The sequence below is a fragment of the Curtobacterium sp. VKM Ac-2861 genome, from assembly GCF_013204965.1.
Lineage (GTDB): Bacteria > Actinomycetota > Actinomycetes > Actinomycetales > Microbacteriaceae > Curtobacterium.
Map to the genome: position 1 here is coordinate 109,420 of NZ_JABMLA010000001.1, position 19,226 is coordinate 128,645.

General features: G+C 72.5%; 19 protein-coding genes. 14 read left to right on the forward strand and 5 right to left on the reverse strand.

Annotated features, from left to right (window positions below; translation table 11 throughout):
• Positions 1-96 precede the first annotated feature (96 nt).
• The gene (locus tag HQQ88_RS00475; RefSeq protein WP_173168353.1) at positions 97-1,035 is read left to right on the forward strand and encodes an NUDIX hydrolase; all 939 of its coding nucleotides are present in this window, start codon (positions 97-99) and stop codon (positions 1,033-1,035) included.
• Here the strand turns inward: HQQ88_RS00475 and HQQ88_RS00480 are convergent.
• The gene (locus HQQ88_RS00480) at positions 1,032-2,285 is read right to left on the reverse strand and encodes an MFS transporter (RefSeq protein WP_216833879.1); all 1,254 of its coding nucleotides are present in this window, start codon (positions 2,283-2,285) and stop codon (positions 1,032-1,034) included. The two genes, HQQ88_RS00475 and HQQ88_RS00480, sit on opposite strands and share 4 nt — an antisense overlap.
• Positions 2,282-2,923, reverse strand: coding sequence for a GntR family transcriptional regulator (locus HQQ88_RS19995; RefSeq protein WP_133938183.1), 642 nt, complete (start codon positions 2,921-2,923; stop codon positions 2,282-2,284). Before HQQ88_RS19995 ends, HQQ88_RS00480 begins: the two co-directional genes overlap by 4 nt.
• 139 nt (positions 2,924-3,062) lie before the next feature.
• Between HQQ88_RS19995 and HQQ88_RS00490 the strand changes: the two genes are divergently transcribed.
• From HQQ88_RS00490 to HQQ88_RS00500, 3 genes are all read left to right on the forward strand, one after another.
• Positions 3,063-3,809, forward strand: coding sequence for a phosphotransferase enzyme family protein (locus HQQ88_RS00490; RefSeq protein ID WP_123292443.1), 747 nt, complete (start codon positions 3,063-3,065; stop codon positions 3,807-3,809).
• Positions 3,806-4,897, forward strand: a complete 1,092-nt coding sequence (locus tag HQQ88_RS00495) for a winged helix DNA-binding domain-containing protein (protein ID WP_173168354.1) — start codon at positions 3,806-3,808, stop codon at positions 4,895-4,897. The genes HQQ88_RS00490 and HQQ88_RS00495 overlap by 4 nt, the downstream gene beginning before the upstream one ends.
• 96 nt (positions 4,898-4,993) lie before the next feature.
• Positions 4,994-5,959 (forward strand): DnaJ domain-containing protein, encoded by a 966-nt coding sequence (locus tag HQQ88_RS00500; RefSeq protein WP_123939180.1) that lies wholly within the window; start codon positions 4,994-4,996, stop codon positions 5,957-5,959.
• 9 nt (positions 5,960-5,968) lie between these two features.
• On the opposite strand, the gene HQQ88_RS00505 is transcribed toward HQQ88_RS00500, so the two are convergent.
• On the reverse strand, positions 5,969-6,331 hold the full coding sequence (locus HQQ88_RS00505) for an RNA-binding S4 domain-containing protein (RefSeq protein ID WP_123292446.1): 363 nt from the start codon (positions 6,329-6,331) through the stop codon (positions 5,969-5,971).
• Positions 6,332-6,364: 33 nt separating this feature from the next.
• On the opposite strand from HQQ88_RS00505, the gene HQQ88_RS00510 reads away from it, so the two are divergent.
• Together HQQ88_RS00510 and HQQ88_RS00515 are read left to right on the forward strand one after the other, a co-directional pair.
• On the forward strand, positions 6,365-6,622 hold the full coding sequence (locus tag HQQ88_RS00510) for a hypothetical protein (RefSeq protein ID WP_367916955.1): 258 nt from the start codon (positions 6,365-6,367) through the stop codon (positions 6,620-6,622).
• Positions 6,623-6,846: 224 nt separating this feature from the next.
• A complete protein-coding gene (locus HQQ88_RS00515) occupies positions 6,847-8,010 on the forward strand; it encodes a hypothetical protein (RefSeq protein WP_132100597.1) in 1,164 nt (387 codons plus the stop codon).
• On the opposite strand, the gene HQQ88_RS00520 is transcribed toward HQQ88_RS00515, so the two are convergent.
• Positions 8,007-9,545 (reverse strand): S1C family serine protease, encoded by a 1,539-nt coding sequence (locus HQQ88_RS00520; protein WP_243692476.1) that lies wholly within the window; start codon positions 9,543-9,545, stop codon positions 8,007-8,009. The genes HQQ88_RS00515 and HQQ88_RS00520 overlap by 4 nt on opposite strands.
• Positions 9,546-9,705: 160 nt before the next feature.
• On the opposite strand from HQQ88_RS00520, the gene HQQ88_RS00525 reads away from it, so the two are divergent.
• The 5 genes from HQQ88_RS00525 to HQQ88_RS00545 all read left to right on the forward strand — a co-directional run bounded on the left by HQQ88_RS00525 (position 9,706) and on the right by HQQ88_RS00545 (position 13,777).
• Complete coding sequence (locus tag HQQ88_RS00525; protein ID WP_123939178.1) at positions 9,706-10,740, forward strand: iron ABC transporter permease; 1,035 nt, start codon at positions 9,706-9,708, stop codon at positions 10,738-10,740.
• Entirely contained in the window at positions 10,737-11,735 is a 999-nt protein-coding gene (locus HQQ88_RS00530; RefSeq protein WP_173168355.1) for an iron ABC transporter permease, read from the forward strand. Before HQQ88_RS00525 ends, HQQ88_RS00530 begins: the two co-directional genes overlap by 4 nt.
• 113 nt (positions 11,736-11,848) lie before the next feature.
• The gene (locus HQQ88_RS00535) at positions 11,849-12,328 is read left to right on the forward strand and encodes an FHA domain-containing protein (protein WP_123292449.1); all 480 of its coding nucleotides are present in this window, start codon (positions 11,849-11,851) and stop codon (positions 12,326-12,328) included.
• Positions 12,328-13,032, forward strand: coding sequence for a MerR family transcriptional regulator (locus HQQ88_RS00540; RefSeq protein ID WP_123312968.1), 705 nt, complete (start codon positions 12,328-12,330; stop codon positions 13,030-13,032). The genes HQQ88_RS00535 and HQQ88_RS00540 overlap by 1 nt, the downstream gene beginning before the upstream one ends.
• Before the next feature lie 184 nt (positions 13,033-13,216).
• Complete coding sequence (locus HQQ88_RS00545) at positions 13,217-13,777, forward strand: MerR family transcriptional regulator (protein ID WP_111085817.1); 561 nt, start codon at positions 13,217-13,219, stop codon at positions 13,775-13,777.
• A 329-nt stretch (positions 13,778-14,106) separates the two neighbouring features.
• On the opposite strand, the gene HQQ88_RS00550 is transcribed toward HQQ88_RS00545, so the two are convergent.
• Positions 14,107-14,928 (reverse strand): ParA family protein, encoded by an 822-nt coding sequence (locus HQQ88_RS00550; protein ID WP_123292451.1) that lies wholly within the window; start codon positions 14,926-14,928, stop codon positions 14,107-14,109.
• Between the two features lie 60 nt (positions 14,929-14,988).
• Between HQQ88_RS00550 and HQQ88_RS00555 the strand changes: the two genes are divergently transcribed.
• The 3 genes from HQQ88_RS00555 to HQQ88_RS19765 all read left to right on the forward strand — a co-directional run bounded on the left by HQQ88_RS00555 (position 14,989) and on the right by HQQ88_RS19765 (position 19,161).
• On the forward strand, positions 14,989-18,399 hold the full coding sequence (locus tag HQQ88_RS00555) for a pyruvate carboxylase (RefSeq protein ID WP_173168356.1): 3,411 nt from the start codon (positions 14,989-14,991) through the stop codon (positions 18,397-18,399).
• A 1-nt stretch (position 18,400) separates the two neighbouring features.
• Entirely contained in the window at positions 18,401-18,904 is a 504-nt protein-coding gene (locus HQQ88_RS00560) for a peptide deformylase (RefSeq protein ID WP_123292453.1), read from the forward strand.
• Between the two features lie 125 nt (positions 18,905-19,029).
• Positions 19,030-19,161 (forward strand): hypothetical protein, encoded by a 132-nt coding sequence (locus HQQ88_RS19765; RefSeq protein ID WP_260095359.1) that lies wholly within the window; start codon positions 19,030-19,032, stop codon positions 19,159-19,161.
• Positions 19,162-19,226: the final 65 nt, after the last annotated feature.

Sequence of the window (19,226 nt, forward strand, 5' to 3'; positions counted from 1 at the left end):
GCAGTTGCGCCGGGCCACGGCTCGTCGTCTCCGGCTCGTCGTCTCCGGCCCGTCGTCTCCGGTCACATGCCCTGCACCGTGTGACAGGGTTGGTGTGTGCCAGACTCCACGCCTCCCGGACCGCCACCGGGCCCCCGCGACCCCGGCGATGCCTGGGCGGTCGGTCCCGACGGCACCAAGGCCTGGGGACTCTTCGGCGCGGCAGGGCTGCTCGTCGACGACGGCGCCGGACGCGTGCTCCTGCAGCACCGCGTCGAGTGGAGCCACCACGGCGGCACCTGGGGCATCCCCGGGGGCGCACGCCACCAGGGCGAGGAGGCAGTCACCGGTGCGCTCCGCGAGTCCGCCGAGGAAGCCGGTGTGCCGCACGACGGCGTCGACCTGCGCCACACGGCACTCCTCGACCTGGGGTTCTGGACCTACACGACCGTGGTGGGGCGTGCCGCTCGGCCGTTCGAACCGGTGATCGCGGACCGCGAGAGCCTCGCCCTGTCCTGGATCCCCGTCGACGAGGTCGACGACCTGCCGCTCCACCCCGGGTTCGGGAGGTCGTGGCCGGCGCTCCGCGCGTCGCTCACCACCACCCCGCACGTCGTCGTCGATGCAGCGAACGTCGTCGGCAGCGTGCCCGACGGCTGGTGGAAGGACCGGGCGGGAGCCGCTGCACGCCTGCTGTCGTCGGTGACGGCGCTCGCCGATTCCGGGGTGACCGCCGACGTGCTGGCGCTGCCGTTCGCCCGCTGGTGGCCGCGCTGGACCGTGGTGCTCGAGGGCGAGGCCCGCGAGGCCCGAGGCGCCTCCGGGTCGTCGGACGCTGCACTGCACGGCGCACTGCCCCGTGCACTGCCCCGTGCACTCGACGTCGTCGCAGCGCCGGGTTCGGGGGACGACGCCATCGTGGACGCCGCTCGTGCCGCGGTGGACGCCGGCGACGGTCCCGTCGTGGTCGTCACGGCGGACCGGGAGCTCCGTGCCCGCGTCGAGGCGCTCGGTGCCGTGGTGCACGGGCCGTCCTGGCTGCGCGACCAGTTCTAGCGGCGGTACGCCGTCGGCAGGTACCGCCGCGACGACACGAGCACCGCGCACCACGACACGACACCGAGTCCGACGATCACCCAGAGGACGACCGGCAGCGCCACGACGTTCGCGATCGCCGCGATCACGGCTGGCGCCAGGAACCCCGCGTACGCCGCCGCGTAGAACACCCCGGTGAGGCCGGCCAGGTCGCGGGACCCCGCGATCCGCTGCACCTCGAGCAGCGACGACACCAGGGCGAGCCCGATCCCGACGCCGATGACGACGTTCGCGACGAGTCCGACCACGACGGACTGCAGCTCGATCGCGACGACGACCACGGCGATGCCGGCGGTCATGCACGCGAGGGCCGTCGTGAGCCCGCGGGCAGAGGTCAGCGAGTGCACGCGCCGCGCGAGCGGTTGGACCGCACTGGACACCCCGAGGGCGACGACGGTCGCGGCGGTGGCGAACAGCAGGCCCCACGCGCCGGTGGCTCCGGTGAGCCGGGTCGGCAGGTAGCCGTACCCGATCGCCGCCGAGCCGAAGATCCACGGCGCGGTGACGAGCACCACGCGGGTGAACCGTCGGTGCCCGGCGCTCGGCACCCGCAGCTGGCGCCACCACGGACCGGGGACCCCGCCGGAGCGGTTGGTCTCGGGGGTGCGCCAGACGACGACGGCGAAGGGCAGTGCGACGACGATGTGGACCAGGAAGGGCAGCACCTCGGGGATCGGGCCCCACTGTGCGATGAGTCCGGCCACCAGCGCGCCGGAGGCCGAACCGAGCGTGAACGCCAGCGAGGCCCGGCGGGCACCGGACCCGGCGTCGGCGGATGGGTCGAAGCGTCCCTGCGACAGCTCCTTCACCCAGCTGTTGCCGACGGCCATCGCGATGCCGACGGTGATGCCGGAGAACAGCCGCCCGGCCGCCAGGAACCCGGGGCCGAGCGGTCCGAGCGCGAGCAGTCCGCTGCCGACGACGGCGGACACGATGGCGGCGAGCATGAGGGGCTTGCGGCCGTGCCGGTCGGACAGCGACCCGGCAACGAGCAGCGCCGGCGCGAGGCCGAGCACGTAGACGCCCAGGAAGACGTTGACGACGACCGACGAGTAGTGCTCGCGGCCCTCGTACATGAGCAGCAGGGGCGAGAACTGGTTGCCGCCCCACGAGCAGACGAACACCGCGCCCCACACGGCGACCCAGGGCATCACGCGCGCCGAGGGGACGGACAGCGAGCCGGTGGTGGGGATGCTCCCCGTCGCGCTCACAGGGCACCCCGGTGCGAGGCGACGTGGGCGTGCAAGACCTCGGCGTAGCGGGCCGCGTCGCCCGCTGCCAGGGCTGCCGCGAGGGCTCGGTGGTCGTCGAGCGAGGCCTGCAGCTGCGACGGCTGCACCCGCATCAGCTGGTGTCGGAGCCGGTTCTGCCGGTCACGGAGCGTCTGGGCGAAGCGCACCGCGATCGCGTTCCGCGACGCGCCGATCACCGCACCGTGGAACGCGGCGTCGACCTCGATGAACCGGTCGACGTCACCCGTCGCGACCGCCTGCTCCTGCTCCGCCAGCATGGCCTGGAGGCCCGGGGTGACGTCCGCCACGCGGCCGTCGGTCACGACGCGGGTCGCCGCCGTGGCCTCGATCGCCTCGCGCATCTCCAGTACGTCCGCCGCCTCGTTCGGGGACATCGGGCGCACCACCGCACCCTTGCGGGACTCCAGGGTGAGCAGGTCCTCGGCGGCCAGGCGCAGGAAGGCCTCGTGCACGGGGGTGCGGGACACCCCGATCTCCTGGCACAGGGCGTTCTCGCTGATCGCGGTCCCACCGGGGAGGTCGCCGCGGATGATCGCCCGCTTGACGTGGTCGTACGCGCGGTCGGATGCGGCCTGGGTCGTCGTGTGCTGCTCCACGGTGCACGATCGTACGCCCTTGCATGCAACGCTGCATGCCGTCACGTGACGTGTTGTTCACACCACCGGGTCACACGCGGCGGCGCACGTCGATACGCTGGCCGGACGTCAACGGAGACGCACACACAGGAGGTTCCCCATGGAGCGGATCACCAGGGCCGACGACCGAGTCCACCGCCCGGCCGGACCGTGGACACCGACCGTCCACCGGCTGCTCGCACACCTGCACGAACAGGGGTTCGTCGCGGCACCGGAACCGATCGAGCACGGCGACACCCTCGAGACGGTGTCGTTCGTCCCCGGGGTCGCCGGGGAGTACCCGTGGACCGAGGACGTCGCGAGCGAAGCCGCCCTCGTCACGAGCGCACGACTGCTCCGGCACTTCCACGACGCCGCGACCACGTTCCCGCGTGACGGGGCGCGCGACTGCTGGTCACAGGCCGAACGCACCCCCGTCGAGACGATCGTGCACGGCGACTTCGCCCCCTACAACTGCGTCTACGACGGCATCCAGGCCGTGGGGCTCATCGACTTCGACACCGCACACCCCGGCCCCCGGGTCTGGGACGTCGCGAGTGCCGTGTACCGGTTCGCCCCGTTCACCACCGGCGCCGTCGAGGGCATGACCGCCCCGGACCTCGACGACCGGCTCGCCCGCGCAGCCGAGTTCTGCCGCGCCTACGACCTCGACGACCGCTCCCGCAGCGTCCTCGCCGAGACGATGGCCGCGTCCCTCGTCGCGATGGTCACCACCATGGAGACCGAGGCCGCCGCCGGCAACCCGAAGTTCGTCAGCGACCTGGCGCACGGGCACGCCGACCTGTACCGGGCCGACGTCGCCTACATCGAGCAGCACGCGGACGCCATCGCCGCCGCCGTCGCGTGACCCCGACCCCTGCGCAGCTCCGCACGCTGCGGCTCGCCGCGCAGGGGATCGCCCTCCCCGGCCTCAGCCCCACCGGTGCGGTCGAACGGATGACCGCCGTGCAGGGGCAGGACCTCGGCCAGGTCCTCTGGGCCATCGGGGTCCGCACACCCGGGGCCACCCGTGACGACGTCCGCGCCGCCTTCGACCGCGGCGAGCTCGTCCGCTCCTGGCCGATGCGGGGAACCCTGCACGCCATGCGCCCCGACGACCTCCGACTCCTGCTCTCCCTGACCGCCGAACGGACCCTGCGCAGCATCGCCCGACGCGCCACTGAACTCGGCATCGACCAGCCCCTGCTCGACCGAGCACGGGACACCACCGTCGGCGCACTGTCCGGCGGCCGCGCCCTCGTCCGCGACGAACTCTTCGACGAGTACCGCGCCGCCGGCATCGACCCCACCGCCGGCCGTGGCTACCACCTGCTGCTGCAGCTCTCGCAAGAGGGACTCGTCGCCTGGGGCCCCACCGCCCGCGTCGGCCAGGGACTCGTGCTCCTCGACGAGTGGGCACCGGCGCTCACCGAGGTCCCCGACCCCGAGGAGGCACTCCGCCGGGTCCTGCTCGGGTACCTGCGCGGACGGGGCCCCGCCACCGAGGCCGACGCCGCCAGCTGGACGAAGCTCCCGCTGGGTGACCTCCGCCGCGCCCGAGCCGCCGCCGGCGACACCGTCGAGGACCTCGGCGACGGGCTCCTCGCGCTCGCCGACCGTCCCACCACCAGTGGCACACCCACCGGCCACCTGCTGCCCGGGTTCGACGAGTACCTGCTCGGGTACGCCGACCGCTCCGCCCAGCTCGACCCCGCACACGCCGACCGGGTCGTCCTGGGCTCCAACGGCATGTTCCTGCCGATGGCCGTCGTCCGCGGGCGGGTCGTCGGCACCTGGAAGCGGACCGAGCGCGCCAGCGGGGTGGCCGTCACCGTCACACCCTTCGCGGCACTCGACACGGCATCGGTGCGCGCGCTCGAGGCGGCCGCCGCCCGATACGCGCGGTTCCTCGACGCGCCCGTCGCGTTCGGGGTGGTGGAGGCGACCAGCCGCTGACCGCAGCCGGTGGGGTCGAGTCCATCCGTTCCTCCAGGCCGTCCCCAGCAACCACGCGGCGGACTCGTACCCTGCCTCGGGTAATGTCGCAGGGCCATGACCGACAGCCCGGCCGACGCCACCCCGTACGAAGTCCTCGGCGTCCCCGCGACCGCCGACGACGACGCGCTCCGCCGCGCCTACCGGCGCGCCGCCCGCGAATCCCACCCCGACCTCGGCGGCGACGCCCAGCACTTCCGCCGCGTCCAGCTCGCCTGGGAGCGCATCGGCACGCCCGCAGCGCGCCGCGCCTACGACGCCGGCTCGCGCGGCTCGTTCAGCAGCAGCGGCGCCGGTCCGTTCAGCACGTCCGGTGCGTCCGGTTCGTCGACCGGGAGGCCCGACACCGGTCGCGACGCCTACGCACCCCCGTCAGCCCGTCGCGACACCCGCCCCCGCGCCCGGTCCCACGGACACCCCGGCGGACGCTCCCGCGAGGTCTTCCTGCAGGCAGAACGCGAATGGGTCGGACTCGGCGACCCCATCGAGGACCCCTACGACCCCACCCTCATCCGTTCCGCGCCCCGGCACATCCGACGGCTGCTCGGTGAAGCGCTCGCCGAAGAGGCCACCGCCTCGATCGTCTCGGACATGGGCATCGGCGTCACCGTCTGGCACGACCTCGACGCCGGGGCCGAGGGCAAGCTCGACCATGCCGTCCTGACCCCGAGCGGGCTCTGGGCCGTGGAGTCGATCGATTGGGGAGCCCCCGTCCGGGTCGAGCACGGCGACATCGTCGGGGAGACCCTGGCGCCCGGCGAGCGTCCGGTGAAGGAACTCGTCCGCGCCGCCCGTGCCGTGCAGAAGCAGACCCGGGTGCGGTTCACCGGCCGGTTGCTCGTCGTGCCGGACTCCGCGGTCGAGGTCGACGTGCAGCTCGTCGGCTCCCCGAAGAAGCCGACCGCACTCGTCGTGCGCCGCAGCGCGCTCGGGCAGGTGCTGAACGGCGTGTGGTCCCCGCCCGGATCGGTCGACGTGTTCGAGATCCGCGACCGACTGCAGCAGACCGTCCGCTTCGTCTAGCGACGGGCGTCAGTAGCCGCGGAGCTTCTCGAGGTCGCGGCGCTCCCGCTTGCTCGGGCGTCCGGCACCGCGGTCGCGCATCGGCACGAACCCCGCCTCTTCCTTGGACAGCCGCGGCGGGGTCTTGTCCTCGAAGTGCTTCGCGGCCTCTGGAGCACTCGTCCGCTTCAGGATGATGCCGGTGACGACGACGATCCGGTCGAAGCCGTTCTGGCGGACCCGGACCTCGTCGCCGGGGCCGATCGGCTGCGCGGGCTTCGCGCGCTCCCCGTTCACCCGGACGTGCCCGGCCTTGCACGCGGCGGTCGCAGCGGAGCGGGTCTTGGTGATCCGCACCGCCCAGATCCAGCTGTCCACCCGAGCCTTGGCCATCCCCTCACTCTAGGCGGCCCCTACGCTGGAAGGGTGAGCACCGGGGAGCAGGCGGCGATCGCGCGGGCCCGAGCGCTCGGCGTGCTGCTCGACGCCGCGATCGGGGACCGGCTCGTGGTCCGGGCGCACCACGGCGACGGTGCACAGGACGCCCTCGGGGACCTCGTCGCCCGCACCCCCGACACCGTGACGATCGCCACCCGCCGCGGCCGGGTCGAGGTCCGGCTCGCCGACGTCGTCGCCGCGAAGCCCGTCCCACCGCCCCCACCCGCGCGCGCGCCCCGCCGCTGACCTCGCACCGTGCGAGGTTCGTGCGCCGTTGGTCGCGCTCGCACGGTGCGGGGTTCGTCAGGCCGTGCGAGCGAGGTTGCTCGGTGCGAGCTTGCTGCGCTGCACGGAGCCGCCAACCTCGCACCGGTTGGCGGCGGACGCACCGTGCGAGGCGCACGCACCCGCCCGTGCGCGCACGGCGAGCCGCACCCCTCCGCAGCCCGCACCCGACGTAGCCTCGTGCCATGGCAGTCCCCGTCCCGCTCGGCACCGAGGACCGCACCGCCCGCCTCACCCTCCGCCGCCCCGACCAGTGGCGCCGCGAGGACTCTGCCCAGGCGGACCTGCGCGTCACCGGCGACGACATCGTCCTCACCGTCCGATCCCGACCCAGCGACCGCGCGATCGGCGACGAGAACACGGGGCTCCTCGCGAGACTGCCCGGTTCCGTCGAGGGGCTGCTGCTCGTCGGGTGCGACACCTGGACCGCCGCCGGGGCTCCCGCGCGCCTGGTCGAGTACGTCCGGCCCGACGAACACGGCGACGTCGCGGGTGCGCACCTGCTCTTCGTCACCGGGCGGCACCGCGTCGACCTGACGATCGAACGCCCCCTGGCACGCCTGCTCGAGACCGACGAGCTCGTGTTCGCGGTCCTCGAGAGCGTCCGCGCCGCCGAGCCGTCCCCGGTCCGCCCCGAGCGCGACCTCGAGCCGCTGCCCACACCGGCGCCCGGCCCGCAGCTCGACGGCCCCCGCCTGAGCGCCGACGCGGTCGGCACGCTCAAGAGCCTCGCCGGACGCCGGTGGAACCCGACGCTCCTCCGCACCGCGGCGGGCCGCGAACTCATCGAAGCGGGCCTCGTCGGCCGACTCGGCACGCTGCCGGAGTCGACCCAGACCCTGCTCGAGCCGTGGCAGGGCGATGCCCAGCCGGTCACGCTGGAACAGCACCTGCAGGGCGGTGGCGAGTCGCGCCTCCAGGCCTGGTCGCAGACCGTCGTGGACGGGACCGCCGAGGCGGGCGCGGTGGTCGCGTCCGTCACGCCGGACCGCGCGGTCGCGCTGACGGCCGGGAGGCTCGGCATCGGCCCGACGTGGACCTTCCCGTTCCGCACGGGGTCGCTCCCAGGGCACCTGCTCGGCCGCCGGCTGGCAGGCGGCTCCGACGCACCGGACCTGCCGGAGGCCCTCGTCGAGGCGGACCCGCGGCTCGCGCGCTTCTGGGCCGCGCCGTGGACGGTGTCGTACCTGCGTCGGCCGGGCAAGCCGAAGCCCGTGACGATCGTTCGCGCCGAGGGGATCGGCTTCGCCCGCGTGGGCAAGACGGAAGCCGGGGAGACCGTCTTCCAGACGGACTCCCCGGCCAACGTGTACCGGTCGGTGGTGCGGGCGCTGCTTCCTTCCGCTTAGGCGGCCGGGCCGGCGGTCAGGGTGACGGTGACGGTCTTGGCGGCGCCGGTGCTGTCGGTGTAGCCGACCACGACCTTGTCGCCGACGGAGTGCGACTGCACGGCCGCGGTGAGCTCGTCCGAGGTCGTGACCGTCTTGCCGCCGAGGCTCGTGATCGTGTCGCCCTCGGCCAGGCCGGCGCTCGCGGCACCGGAACCCTCGACCGTGCCGGCGACAGCGACGCCGCCAGTGGTGCTCGCGGTGCTGCTGACCTGGACGCCGAGGAAGGCCGGCAGACCGATGGTGATCGTGCTCGAGGATTCCCCGGCCAGGATCTTCTCGGCGATCGCCTTCGCGGTGGTGATCGGGATGGCGTAGCCGGTGACGTCCGCGGTGCCCGAGGACGCTGCGGTCGCCATGCCGACGACCTCGCCCTCGCTGTCGACGACGGGGCCGCCGGAGTCGCCGGAGACGATGTTCGCCGCGATCTCGATCAGACCGGACAGCGACTCGGTCCCGGTGCCGGACTCGCTCTGCACCTGGATGTCCTGGTCGGTGGCCGTGACGGTGCCCTCTGCGGCGACGAGGTTGCCCGTGCCCTCGGCGTTGCCGACGTCGGTGACGGTGTCACCGGTGCTCGGCTCGCCGTCGTCGTCGAGCGTGACGGTGGACAGGCCGGAGGCGTCCTCGAGCTTCAGGACGGCGACGTCGTTCGTGGCGTCGGTACCGACCACGTCCGCCTTGTACTCCTTGCCGGTGGTCTCGTCGGTGACGGTGATGCTCGTGGCGCCCTGGATGACGTGGTTGTTCGTCAGGACCGTGCCGTTCGAGCTGAGGATCATGCCGGTGCCGGCCGCCTGCGAGGACTCGTCGTAGTTCAGGACGGTGTTGATCGTCACGACGCCCTTCTTCTGGGCGGCGGTCGCTGCGGTGGCGGCGGACTCGGTGCTCGTGCCGGTGCTGCCGTCGGTGCCGTTGCCCGTGGTGCCGCTGCCGTCGGTGCCGTTGCCGGTGCCGCTGCCGTCTCCGGGGACGGTGAAGCCGTTCGTGCCGTCGCTGCTGCCCGTGCCGCTGCCGGTGTCGGGCAGCGTCGTGGTGCCCTGCGACTGGCTCGACGTCGTGGTCGTGCTCTGCGAGGACAGGCCGAGGGCCGTGCCGCCGGCGGCGCCGACGATCGCGAGGGCCGCGATGCCGGAGCCGATCATCAGCCCGAGGCGACGCGGGCGCTTCGTGCCCGCTCCCGGGTGGTTCGCCGTCGCCGCGGTGTGCGCCCAGGCGTGGTGGGTGCCGGTGAGCGCCGGGCTGCCGATCAGGTACGGGCCGCGGCCGTCGGGGGAGTACGCGTAGGGGCCGGAGCCGTCCGGGCCGTACAGGTACGGGCCGGAGCCGTCGAAGGCGTAGGCCGGACGGAGGGTGGCGGGGTCGGCGTGGGGTGCCTCCCAGCTCATCCCGTACGCCTGCTGCTGCCGCTGCTGCTGCGTGCCGTCGGTCCGGGCGGTGCCCTGCTCGTCGTGCTCGCGGTCGGCGTCGGCGGCGGGGTTCGGGGTCTCGTTCATCGGTGCTCTCCGGTCGTCCCTCGACGACCCGGGCGGGTGTCGATGGAGACCAGTACAGGCGGCGATCCAATGACGAGCCTATGAACGGACCCAGCGACTGCTCCGGGCTTGCTCGGGGGACGCCGAGTGGGGTTCGGGCGTTAGGGTTGCCTTACTTCCCATGCGCTCCTCCACGTCCGCGCCACCGGCGCCCGCCTCCGTCTCCCGTCTGGTCGGGGCGACCGTGCTGGCCGTCGTCGTCCTCGCCGTGGCGTGCGCGCTGTCGATCGCCTACGGATCCCGGCCGATCCCGCTCCACACCGTGCTCGACACCGTCCTGCACCCGGGGCGGAACGACGAGATCGGGCTGATCGTGCTCGGCAACCGTGTCCCGCGAACCGTCGTCGGGCTCCTCGCGGGTGCCGCCCTCGGTGTCGCCGGCGCGGTGATGCAGGGCGTGACCCGCAACCCGCTCGCCGACCCGAGCGTCCTCGGCATCAACTCCGGGGCGGCCCTCGCCGTGGTCGCCGGCATCGCGCTCTTCGGGGTGAGCGGCACGGCCGCCTACCTGCCGTTCGCATTCCTCGGTGCTGCCCTGGCCGCACTGCTCGTCTACGGGATCGCCGCCGTGGCCCGGCGCGGACTGTCGCCGGTCGGCCTCGCGCTGTCCGGTGCCGTGGTCGCCGCCGCGCTGTCGTCGATCACGACGGCGGTGCTCGTCACGAACGCGAGCCTGCTCGACCAGCTGCGGTTCTGGCAGGTGGGCGCCCTCGCCGGCAAGGACCTCGGCACCGCCGGCATCATCACGGCGCCGGTGCTGATCGGTCTCGCGATCGCGTTCGGCCTGGGCCGCTCGCTGAACACCCTCGCCCTCGGCGACGAGCTCGCGGCGTCGCTCGGGCAACGCGTGGTGCTCGTCCGGGCCGTCGGCGGGCTCGTGACCGTGCTGCTCGCCGGCTCGGCCGTGGCCGCAGCGGGGCCGATCGCCTTCGTCGGGCTCGCCGTCCCGCACGCCGTCCGTCGGCTGAGCGGCCCCGACCACCGGTGGACCATCCTGCTGTCCGCGATCGTCGCGCCAGCGCTGCTGCTGGTGGCCGACGTCATCGGTCGCGTCGTGGCGTACCCGGGGGAGCTGCAGGTCGGCATCGTCACGGCCCTCATCGGTGCGCCGGTGTTCATCGCGCTCGTGCGGTCGAGGGCGGTGCGGGGCCTGTGAGTGGTGTGCGCCGGTCGGTCGGTGTCCGGCATGAGCTCGTGGTCCTGGCGGTCGTCGTCGTCGTGCTCGTCGCGCTGGTGCTCATCGGACTCGGGATCGGCTCGATCCCGCTCACCCCGGCGCAGGTGGTCGGCGCGCTGTTCGGTCAGGGCGACCGCATCTCGGACTTCGTCATCGGACAGCTGCGCGGCCCCCGGGTGCTCGGTGCGATCCTGGTCGGCGCCAGCCTGGGGGTCGCGGGCGCCATCGTGCAGAGCGTCGTCCGCAACCCGATCGCGAGCCCGGACGTCATCGGCATCACCTCGGGTGCCAGTGCTGCGGGTCTCACCGCGATCGTGCTGTTCGGGGCGTCCGGCGGCACCCTGTTCTCGGTCGTGCTCGTCGGCGCGGTCGTGGTGTCGATCGTGATCGCCGGACTGGCCTGGCGGCGGGGGATCACCGGCAACCGGGTCGTGCTCGTCGGGATCGGCGTCTCGGCGATCTGCCTGAGCATCACGGGGTGGATGCTCACCAGCGGCACCGTCACCCAGGCCGGCACCGCGTTGCTGTGGTTGTCCGGCAGCCTGAACGCCGTCGACCGGAACCTGGTCGGCGTGCTCGGCGTCGCGTTCGTCGTGCTGTTCCTGCTCGCCCTGCTGCAGTCGTCGCGCCTGACCGTCCTGACGCTCGGCGACGAGGTCTCGGCGGCCCTCGGGCTCCGGCCGGACCGCGCGAAGGTGCTGCTGCTCCTCACCGCGGTGTGCCTGACCGCCGCTGCGGTCGCCACGGCGGGGCCGGTGTCGTTCGTCGCACTGATGGCGGCGCCGATCGCCCGTCGACTCGTCGGCGGCGGCCGCGTCGCCCTCGGGCCGGCCGCCGCGGTGGGAGCGGCGATCACCCTCGGCAGCGACCTCATCGCCCAGTTCGCGATCCCCGGCAACGCCCTGCCCGTCGGCGTCGTGACGGGTGTCGTCGGCGCCCCGTACCTGCTCTGGTTGCTCGCGCGCGGTCGCTGAACCCGGACCGCGCGTTCGCGCACCGCGGACGATCGTCCACAGGCCCAGTTCGGGGCTGCCGCTGGAGCCCTCCTTTCCGATACGCTGGTGGGCCAAGAGGAGGAGGTCCACCGATGCCAGATCCAGTGGTCCCGCAGCCGGACGGTCAGAAGACCCCGGAGCAGCGGCTGGTCGACACCACGTTGACCTTCAGCATGGACATGGGCGCGGCGCTCACCGCCGAGTCCGGTGTCTCAGCGGAAGAGCGCGAGGCGGTCAACGCCCTGCCGTCCGGATCGGCGCTGCTCGTCGTGCGCCGCGGTCCGAACGTAGGTGCGCGGTTCCTCCTCGACTCCGACGTCACGACCGCCGGCCGACACCCCGACGCCGACATCTTCCTCGACGACGTCACGGTGTCGCGCAAGCACGCGCAGTTCCTGCGCCACGGCACGGCGTTCACCGTCAAGGACAACGGTTCGCTCAACGGCACGTACTTCGACGGTGACCGCATCGACGAAGCACCGCTCACCGACGGGGCAGAGGTCCAGGTCGGCAAGTTCCGTCTGACGTTCTACGCGTCCCGGGTCGACCTGGCGCGCCTGGCGAACGCGTAGTGGCCGCACGGTCCGCTGCGGCCCGGGCGGGGTCAGCGGCACCGGACCTGCTCACGATCGGGCAGGTCCTCGCTCGCCTCAAGCCCGAGTTCGCGGACCTGTCGAGTTCCAAGCTGCGCTTCCTCGAAGAGCGTGAGCTCGTCACGCCGATCCGCACGGCCAGCGGGTACCGCAAGTTCTCGGCGGCCGACGTCGACCGCCTCCGGGTGATCCTCGGTCTGCAGCGCGACCACTACCTGCCGCTCAAGGTCATCAAGGACTACCTCGCCGACCTCGACGCCGGGCGCGAGCCCGTACTGCCCGGTGGTGGGGACGCCCCACGTCCCTCGATCCTCGGGCGCGAGCGCCGGTACACCCGCGACGAGACGGCCCGAGCGGCCGGCGCGTCCCCGATGCTCCTGGCCGACGCGGTCTCCGCATCCCTGCTCCCCGCCACCGAGACCTACGGCGAGGACAGCGTGTCCGTCCTCAAGGCACTCGTCGAGCTACAGCGGACCGGCATCGAGCCGCGGCACCTGCGCACGCTCCGCAGCACCGCCGAGCGCGAGGTCGGACTCATCGAATCCGCGCTCATGCCCGTGTCCCGCCGGGGCGATGCGACGTCACGGGCGAAGGCCACGGAACTCGCGCGCGAGATCGCCGTCCAGCTCGAGGTCATCCGCTCGAGCCTCATCCGCGCGGCGATCGGTCGTCTCGACGCATGATCCGTTCGGGTGCTCCGCGGGGGCTTGTGCGTCAGTGGGTGGGGCGTATCCTCGACACGCCGGACGCGCCGAGTCGGATGTCCCGCGCGGGAGCGGTCGGAGTCGCTACCGTTGACCTCGGAACAACTCTCAACCCGTCGTTGAACCTTCGGGTGGGAGCTCGATCGTCGTGGAAGGCAAGCGCATGAGTGGGAACGACACCCCAGGCACCGAGTCGGACACGACGCGGTACGACCTCGGGCTGCTCTTCACCGACGGCCTCCCCGAGCACGACGAGCAGAACGGCTACCGCGGCACCGTCGCCGCACGTGCAGCTGGCATCTCGTACCGCCAGCTCGACTACTGGGCACGCACCGAACTCGTGCAGCCCACCATCCGCGGCGCTGCCGGCTCCGGTTCCCAGCGTCTGTACGGCTTCCGTGACATCCTCGTGCTCAAGCTCGTGAAGCGCCTGCTCGACACCGGCATCTCGCTGCAGCAGATCCGCACCGCCGTGAACCAGCTCCGCGAGTCGGGCGTGTCCGACCTCGCCCAGACCACCCTGATGTCCGACGGCGCTTCGGTCTACCTGTGCACCTCGGACGACGAGGTCATCGACCTGGTGTCCCGCGGTCAGGGTGTCTTCGGCATCGCGGTCGGCAAGGTCCTGCGCGAGGTCGAGACCTCCTTGGTCGAGCTCGACGCCTCCGCGGCGGCCGACCCGTCCGACGAGCTCGCCGCGCGTCGCGCTTCCCGCGCTTCCTGACCACGTTCTCGTCCCGCGGATCGCCCCGAGTGGTCACGCACCGTCGTGTGCGCGTCGCCGAGTGGTCACGAACCGTCGTCCGCGCGGCCGCCGGCCCACAGTTGGTGACCGCTCGGCGGACGTGAGCGGGATGTTGTGACCGCTGGGCGAGCCGGGGCCGGGCGTGTCTGCCGGGGCAGAGACGGGCCTCCTGGCAGTCGGCGCGTGGTCACGAACCGTCGTGTGCGCGTCGCCGAGTGGTCACGAACCGTCGTCCGCGCGGCCGCCGGCCGACAGTTGGTGACCGCTCGGCGGACGTGAGCAGCGCGTCGCGCCCGCGCGGCAGCGCCCTACGCGCCTACGGCACCCGAACCGTCGGCGTAGGGGCCGATCTTGCCGGTCCGCATGATGCGCTCGAGCAGCTGGTCGAAGTTCTTCGCCATCTCCTGCGCGGACTCGCCGGGCCACACGTGCAGGGGCTTCGCGGCACCCTGCGCCTGCTGCAGCGAGGTGCGCTCGGGCAGCTGCGGCGACAGGACGAGCGGCCCGAACATGTCGCGGAGTTCCTTGATGCGGAACTGGTGCTCGAGCGACTGGACGCGGGCACGGTTCACGATGATGCCGAGCGGCTGCAGGCGGGGCGAGAGTCCGCGGCGGATCTCCTCGATGGCTCGCAGCGCGCGGTCGGCGGCGGCGACGGAGAACAGGCCGGGCTCGGTGACGACGGTGACGCGGTCGGACGCTGCCCACGCGGTGCGGGTCAGCGCGTTCAGCGACGGCGCGCAGTCGATGAGCACGAGCTCGTAGTCCTGCTCGACGTTGGCCAGGGCCTCTTCGAGCTTCCAGATGTCGCGGATGGAGGGGTGCGGCCCGTCGAAGTTGATCGCCGAGGGCGACCCGACCATGACGTCGATCTTGCCCTGCGAGCCCTTCGTCCACCCGGAGGGGGCGATCGCCTGACGGACGATCTTCTCCTTCGGGTTCTCGAGGACGTCGGCCACGTTGAGGTGTCCGGCGAGGTTGATGTCGAGGCCGGTGGAGACGTCGGACTGCGGGTCGAGATCCACCACCAGCGTGCGCAGTCCCTTGGCGAAGGCGGCCGAAGTCAGGCCGAGCGTCACCGTCGTCTTGCCGACACCGCCCTTGAGGGAGCTCACGCTGAGTACATGCACGATCAGCAACGTTACCGCCACTAGGGTTGTCTCACCTCAACCCGGGCTGAAAGGGACGTCGTGTTCAGCAAGATCCTCGTGGCGAACCGTGGTGAGATCGCCATCCGCGCATTCCGTGCCGCGTACGAACTGGGGGCGCGCACCGTCGCCGTCTACCCCTACGAAGACCGGAACTCCCTGCACCGCCTGAAGGCCGACGAGGCCTACCTGATCGGTGAGCGGGGCCACCCGGTCCGGGCGTACCTGGACGTCTCCGAGATCATCCGCGTGGCGCGCGAGTCGGGCGCCGACGCGATCTACCCGGGCTACGGCTTCCTGTCCGAGAACCCGGAGCTCGCCGCCGCGGCCGCCGCAGCCGGCATCACCTTCATCGGTCCGGGCGAACACGTGCTCGAGATGGCCGGCAACAAGGTGACCGCGAAGGAGCACGCGATCGCGGCCGGCGTCCCGGTCCTCGCGAGCACCCCGGCGAGTCGCGACATCGAGGAGCTCATCGCCGGCTCCGACGCCATCGGGTTCCCGGTGTTCGCCAAGGCCGTCGCCGGCGGTGGCGGCCGTGGCATGCGCCGGGTCGAGACCAAGCCCGAACTCCGTGCAGCGCTCGAAGCAGCGATGCGCGAGGCCGACAGTGCGTTCGGCGACCCGACGATGTTCCTCGAGCAGGCGGTGATCCGGCCGCGGCACATCGAGGTGCAGATCCTCGCCGACGCGACGGGTACCGAAGCGGGGACGATCCACCTGTTCGAGCGGGACTGCTCCGTGCAGCGCCGCAACCAGAAGGTCGTCGAGATCGCCCCGGCGCCGAACCTCGACCCCGCCATCGCCCGGGCGCTGCACCGCGACGCGGTCGCCTTCGCCCGGTCGATCGGCTACGTGAACGCCGGCACCGTCGAGTTCCTGCTCGACACCGAGGGCGAGCGCGAGGGTCAGCACGTCTTCATCGAGATGAACCCGCGCATCCAGGTCGAGCACACCGTCACCGAAGAGGTCACCGACGTCGACCTGGTGCAGTCGCAGATGCGCATCGCCTCGGGCGAGTCGCTCGCCGACCTCGGCCTGTCGCAGGACACCGTCTCCGTGCACGGGGCCGCGCTGCAGACCCGCATCACGACCGAAGACCCCACGCAGGGCTTCCGGCCGGACACCGGCCGCATCACCACGTACCGCAGCCCGGGCGGCGCCGGCGTGCGCCTGGACGGCGGCACGGTCGCCACCGGTGCGCAGATCAGCCCGCACTTCGACTCGATGCTCGCCAAGATGACGTGCCGCGGACGCGACTTCCCGACGGCCGTCGCCCGTGCGAAGCGCGCCCTCGCCGAGTTCCGGATCCGTGGCGTCAGCACGAACATCCCGTTCCTGCAGGCCGTGCTCGAGGACCCGGACTTCGCCCGCGGCGACGTCTCGACGAAGTTCATCGAGGAGCGTCCGCAGCTGTTCAGCGGCCACGTGTCGAAGGACCGCGGCACCAAGGTCCTGAACTGGCTGGCCGACGTCACGGTGAACAAGCCGAACGGTGACCGGTCGCCGCTGGTCACCGACCCGAGCGCCAAGCTCCCCGCCCTCGACCTCAGCGCCCCGGTGCCCGAGGGCCAGCGCGACCTGCTGCTGGCGCAGGGTCCGGCCGAGTGGGCGAAGGCACTCCGTGCCCAGACCCGGCTCGCCGTGACGGAGACGACGATGCGGGACGCGCACCAGTCGCTGCTCGCCACCCGTGTCCGCACGAAGGACCTCGTCGCCGTCGCACCGTACGTCGCGCGGCTCACGCCGCAGCTGCTGAGCGTCGAGGCCTGGGGCGGAGCGACGTACGACGTCGCCCTCCGGTTCCTCGGAGAGGACCCGTGGGAGCGCCTGGCCTCGCTGCGCGAGGCGATGCCGAACATCCCGATCCAGATGCTGCTGCGCGGCCGCAACACGGTCGGCTACACCCCGTACCCGACCGAGGTGACGGACGCGTTCGTCGCCGAGGCCGCCGCCACGGGCGTCGACGTCTTCCGCGTGTTCGACGCGCTCAACGACGTCAGCCAGTTGCGACCGGCCCTGGAGGCAGTGCTCGCGACCGGCACGGCCGTCGCCGAAGCGGCGCTCTGCTACACCGCCGACCTCCTCGATCCTGCCGAGGACCTGTACACGTTGGACTACTACCTCCGCCTGGCGGAGCAGATGGTCGAGGCCGGCGCGCACGTCATCGGCATCAAGGACATGGCCGGCCTGCTCCGCGCCGGCGCCGCCGAGAAGCTCGTCGGCGCGCTGCGCGAGCGCTTCGACCAGCCCGTGCACGTGCACACGCACGACACCGCCGGTGGGCAGCTCGCGACGCTCCTCGCCGCCGCGCGTGCCGGTGCGGACGCGGTGGACGTCGCCTCGGCGCCGATGGCCGGCACGACGAGCCAACCGAGCATGTCCGCGCTGGTCGCCGCCCTGGCCCACACGGAGCGCGACACCGGACTGTCCCTCGACGCGGTCGGCGACCTCGAGCCCTACTGGGAGGCGGTCCGTCGGGCCTACGCCCCGTTCGAGTCCGGGCTGCCCGGTCCGACGGGTCGGGTCTACAAGCACGAGATCCCCGGTGGTCAGCTGTCGAACCTCCGCCAGCAGGCGATCGCCCTCGGCCTGGGCGACCGGTTCGAGCAGGTCGAGGACTGGTACGCCGCGGCGAACCGGATCCTCGGACGCCCGACGAAGGTCACGCCGTCGTCGAAGGTGGTCGGTGACCTCGCGCTGCAGCTCGCCGCGGTGAACGCCGACCCGGTCGACTTCGAGCAGAACCCGGACAAGTACGACATCCCGGACTCCGTCGTCGGGTTCATGGCCGGCGAGCTCGGTGACCTGCCGGGTGGCTGGCCGGAGCCGTTCCGGACGAAGGTCCTGGCGGGCCGCGACGTCCGCCTCGAGATCACCCCGGTGCCGGACGCCGAGCGCGCGCACCTCGACGCCGCGGGGCCCGAGCGCCAGCAGGCGTTGAACCGGCTGCTGTTCCCGCAGCCCACGGCCCAGTTCGAGCGGGTGCGCGAGCAGTACGGCGACCTGTCCGTGGTGCCGACCGTCGACTACCTGTACGGGCTGCGCCCCGGGCAGGAGCACGTCGTGCCGCTCGGCAAGGGCGTCAACCTGTTCGTCGGGCTCGAGGCCATCGGCGAGGTCGACGACAAGGGCATCCGAACGGTCATGGCCACGATGAACGGGCAGCTCCGCCCGGTCTCGGTCCGCGACCGGTCGATCGAGGTCGAGACGAAGGTCGCCGAGCAGGCCGACAAGTCCGACCCGAAGCACGTCGCCGCGCCGTTCTCCGGTGTGGTGACGCTCAAGGTCGCCGTCGGTGACGTCGTCGAGGCCGGAGCGGCCGTGGCGAGCATCGAGGCGATGAAGATGGAAGCGGCCATCACGGCGCCCGTGGCGGGCACCGTCGGCCGTCTCGCGATCCCGGCGACCCAGCAGGTGGACGCCGGCGACCTCCTGGTGGTGCTGCAGTAAATTGACCGTCCGTCCCATCCGCCTGTTCGGCGACCCCGTCCTCCGTTCGCCTGCGGACCCGATCGCTCCGGCGGCACTCGGGTCGAGCGGGGTCCGCGACCTCGTGCAGGACCTGATCGACACCGTCAAGGAGCCCGGCCGCGCCGGTGTGGCCGCGCCGCAGATCGGTGTCGGACTCCGCGCGTTCTCGTACAACGTCGACGGCGAGGTCGGGTACGTCCTGAACCCCGAGGTCGTCGAGGTCTCGGGGGAGCCCGAACTCATGGAGGAAGGGTGCCTGTCCGTTCCTGGGCTCGGCTACCCGACCCGGCGGCACCCGTACGCCAAGGTCCGTGGCGTCGACGTCGACGGCGCCGAGGTGGTGCTCGAGGGCACCGGGCTGATGGCCGAGGCGCTGCAGCACGAGGTCGACCACCTGGACGGCACCGTCTACGTGATGACGCTCGAACCAGAGGTCCGACGGCAGGCGCTGCGGGACATCCGGGCGCAGGAGTGGTTCCACTGATCCGCAGGTCATGAGCGCCTGCTCATGACACCCCCACGGGGGATTGTCGCTTTGTCCTGACGAAGAGGTACCGTATCCGCGTCGGCCTCCCACCGACGACCATCCCATCCCCCCAGGACTCCCGCATGACCAGTCAGACTGACGAGCTCAGCTCGCACCGCACCCGCACCAACCGTCGTCCGGCCGACACCACGGTCGCCACCGGTTCGACCGCTGTCCTCGACGCCCCCGCGACGGAGCAGTCGCCGGAGGCCTGAGCCCCGCGCGCACCTGCACCCCGCGCGCACCTGGCGGAATCGGGCATACCTGGTCGGAAGAAACG

What these genes read in the sequence shown, in the direction of transcription:
- HQQ88_RS00520 (WP_243692476.1), bottom strand. Translation starts at nt 9,545, where the DNA reads ATGAACGAGACCCCGAACCCCGCCGCCGACGCCGACCGCGAGCACGAC.
- HQQ88_RS00545 (WP_111085817.1), top strand. Translation starts at nt 13,217, where the DNA reads ATGAGTGGGAACGACACCCCAGGCACCGAGTCGGACACGACGCGGTAC.
- HQQ88_RS00525 (WP_123939178.1), top strand. Translation starts at nt 9,706, where the DNA reads ATGCGCTCCTCCACGTCCGCGCCACCGGCGCCCGCCTCCGTCTCCCGT.
- HQQ88_RS00505 (WP_123292446.1), bottom strand. Translation starts at nt 6,331, where the DNA reads ATGGCCAAGGCTCGGGTGGACAGCTGGATCTGGGCGGTGCGGATCACC.
- HQQ88_RS19765 (WP_260095359.1), top strand. Translation starts at nt 19,030, where the DNA reads ATGACCAGTCAGACTGACGAGCTCAGCTCGCACCGCACCCGCACCAAC.
- HQQ88_RS00490 (WP_123292443.1), top strand. Translation starts at nt 3,063, where the DNA reads ATGGAGCGGATCACCAGGGCCGACGACCGAGTCCACCGCCCGGCCGGA.
- HQQ88_RS00535 (WP_123292449.1), top strand. Translation starts at nt 11,849, where the DNA reads ATGCCAGATCCAGTGGTCCCGCAGCCGGACGGTCAGAAGACCCCGGAG.
- HQQ88_RS00515 (WP_132100597.1), top strand. Translation starts at nt 6,847, where the DNA reads ATGGCAGTCCCCGTCCCGCTCGGCACCGAGGACCGCACCGCCCGCCTC.
- HQQ88_RS00500 (WP_123939180.1), top strand. Translation starts at nt 4,994, where the DNA reads ATGACCGACAGCCCGGCCGACGCCACCCCGTACGAAGTCCTCGGCGTC.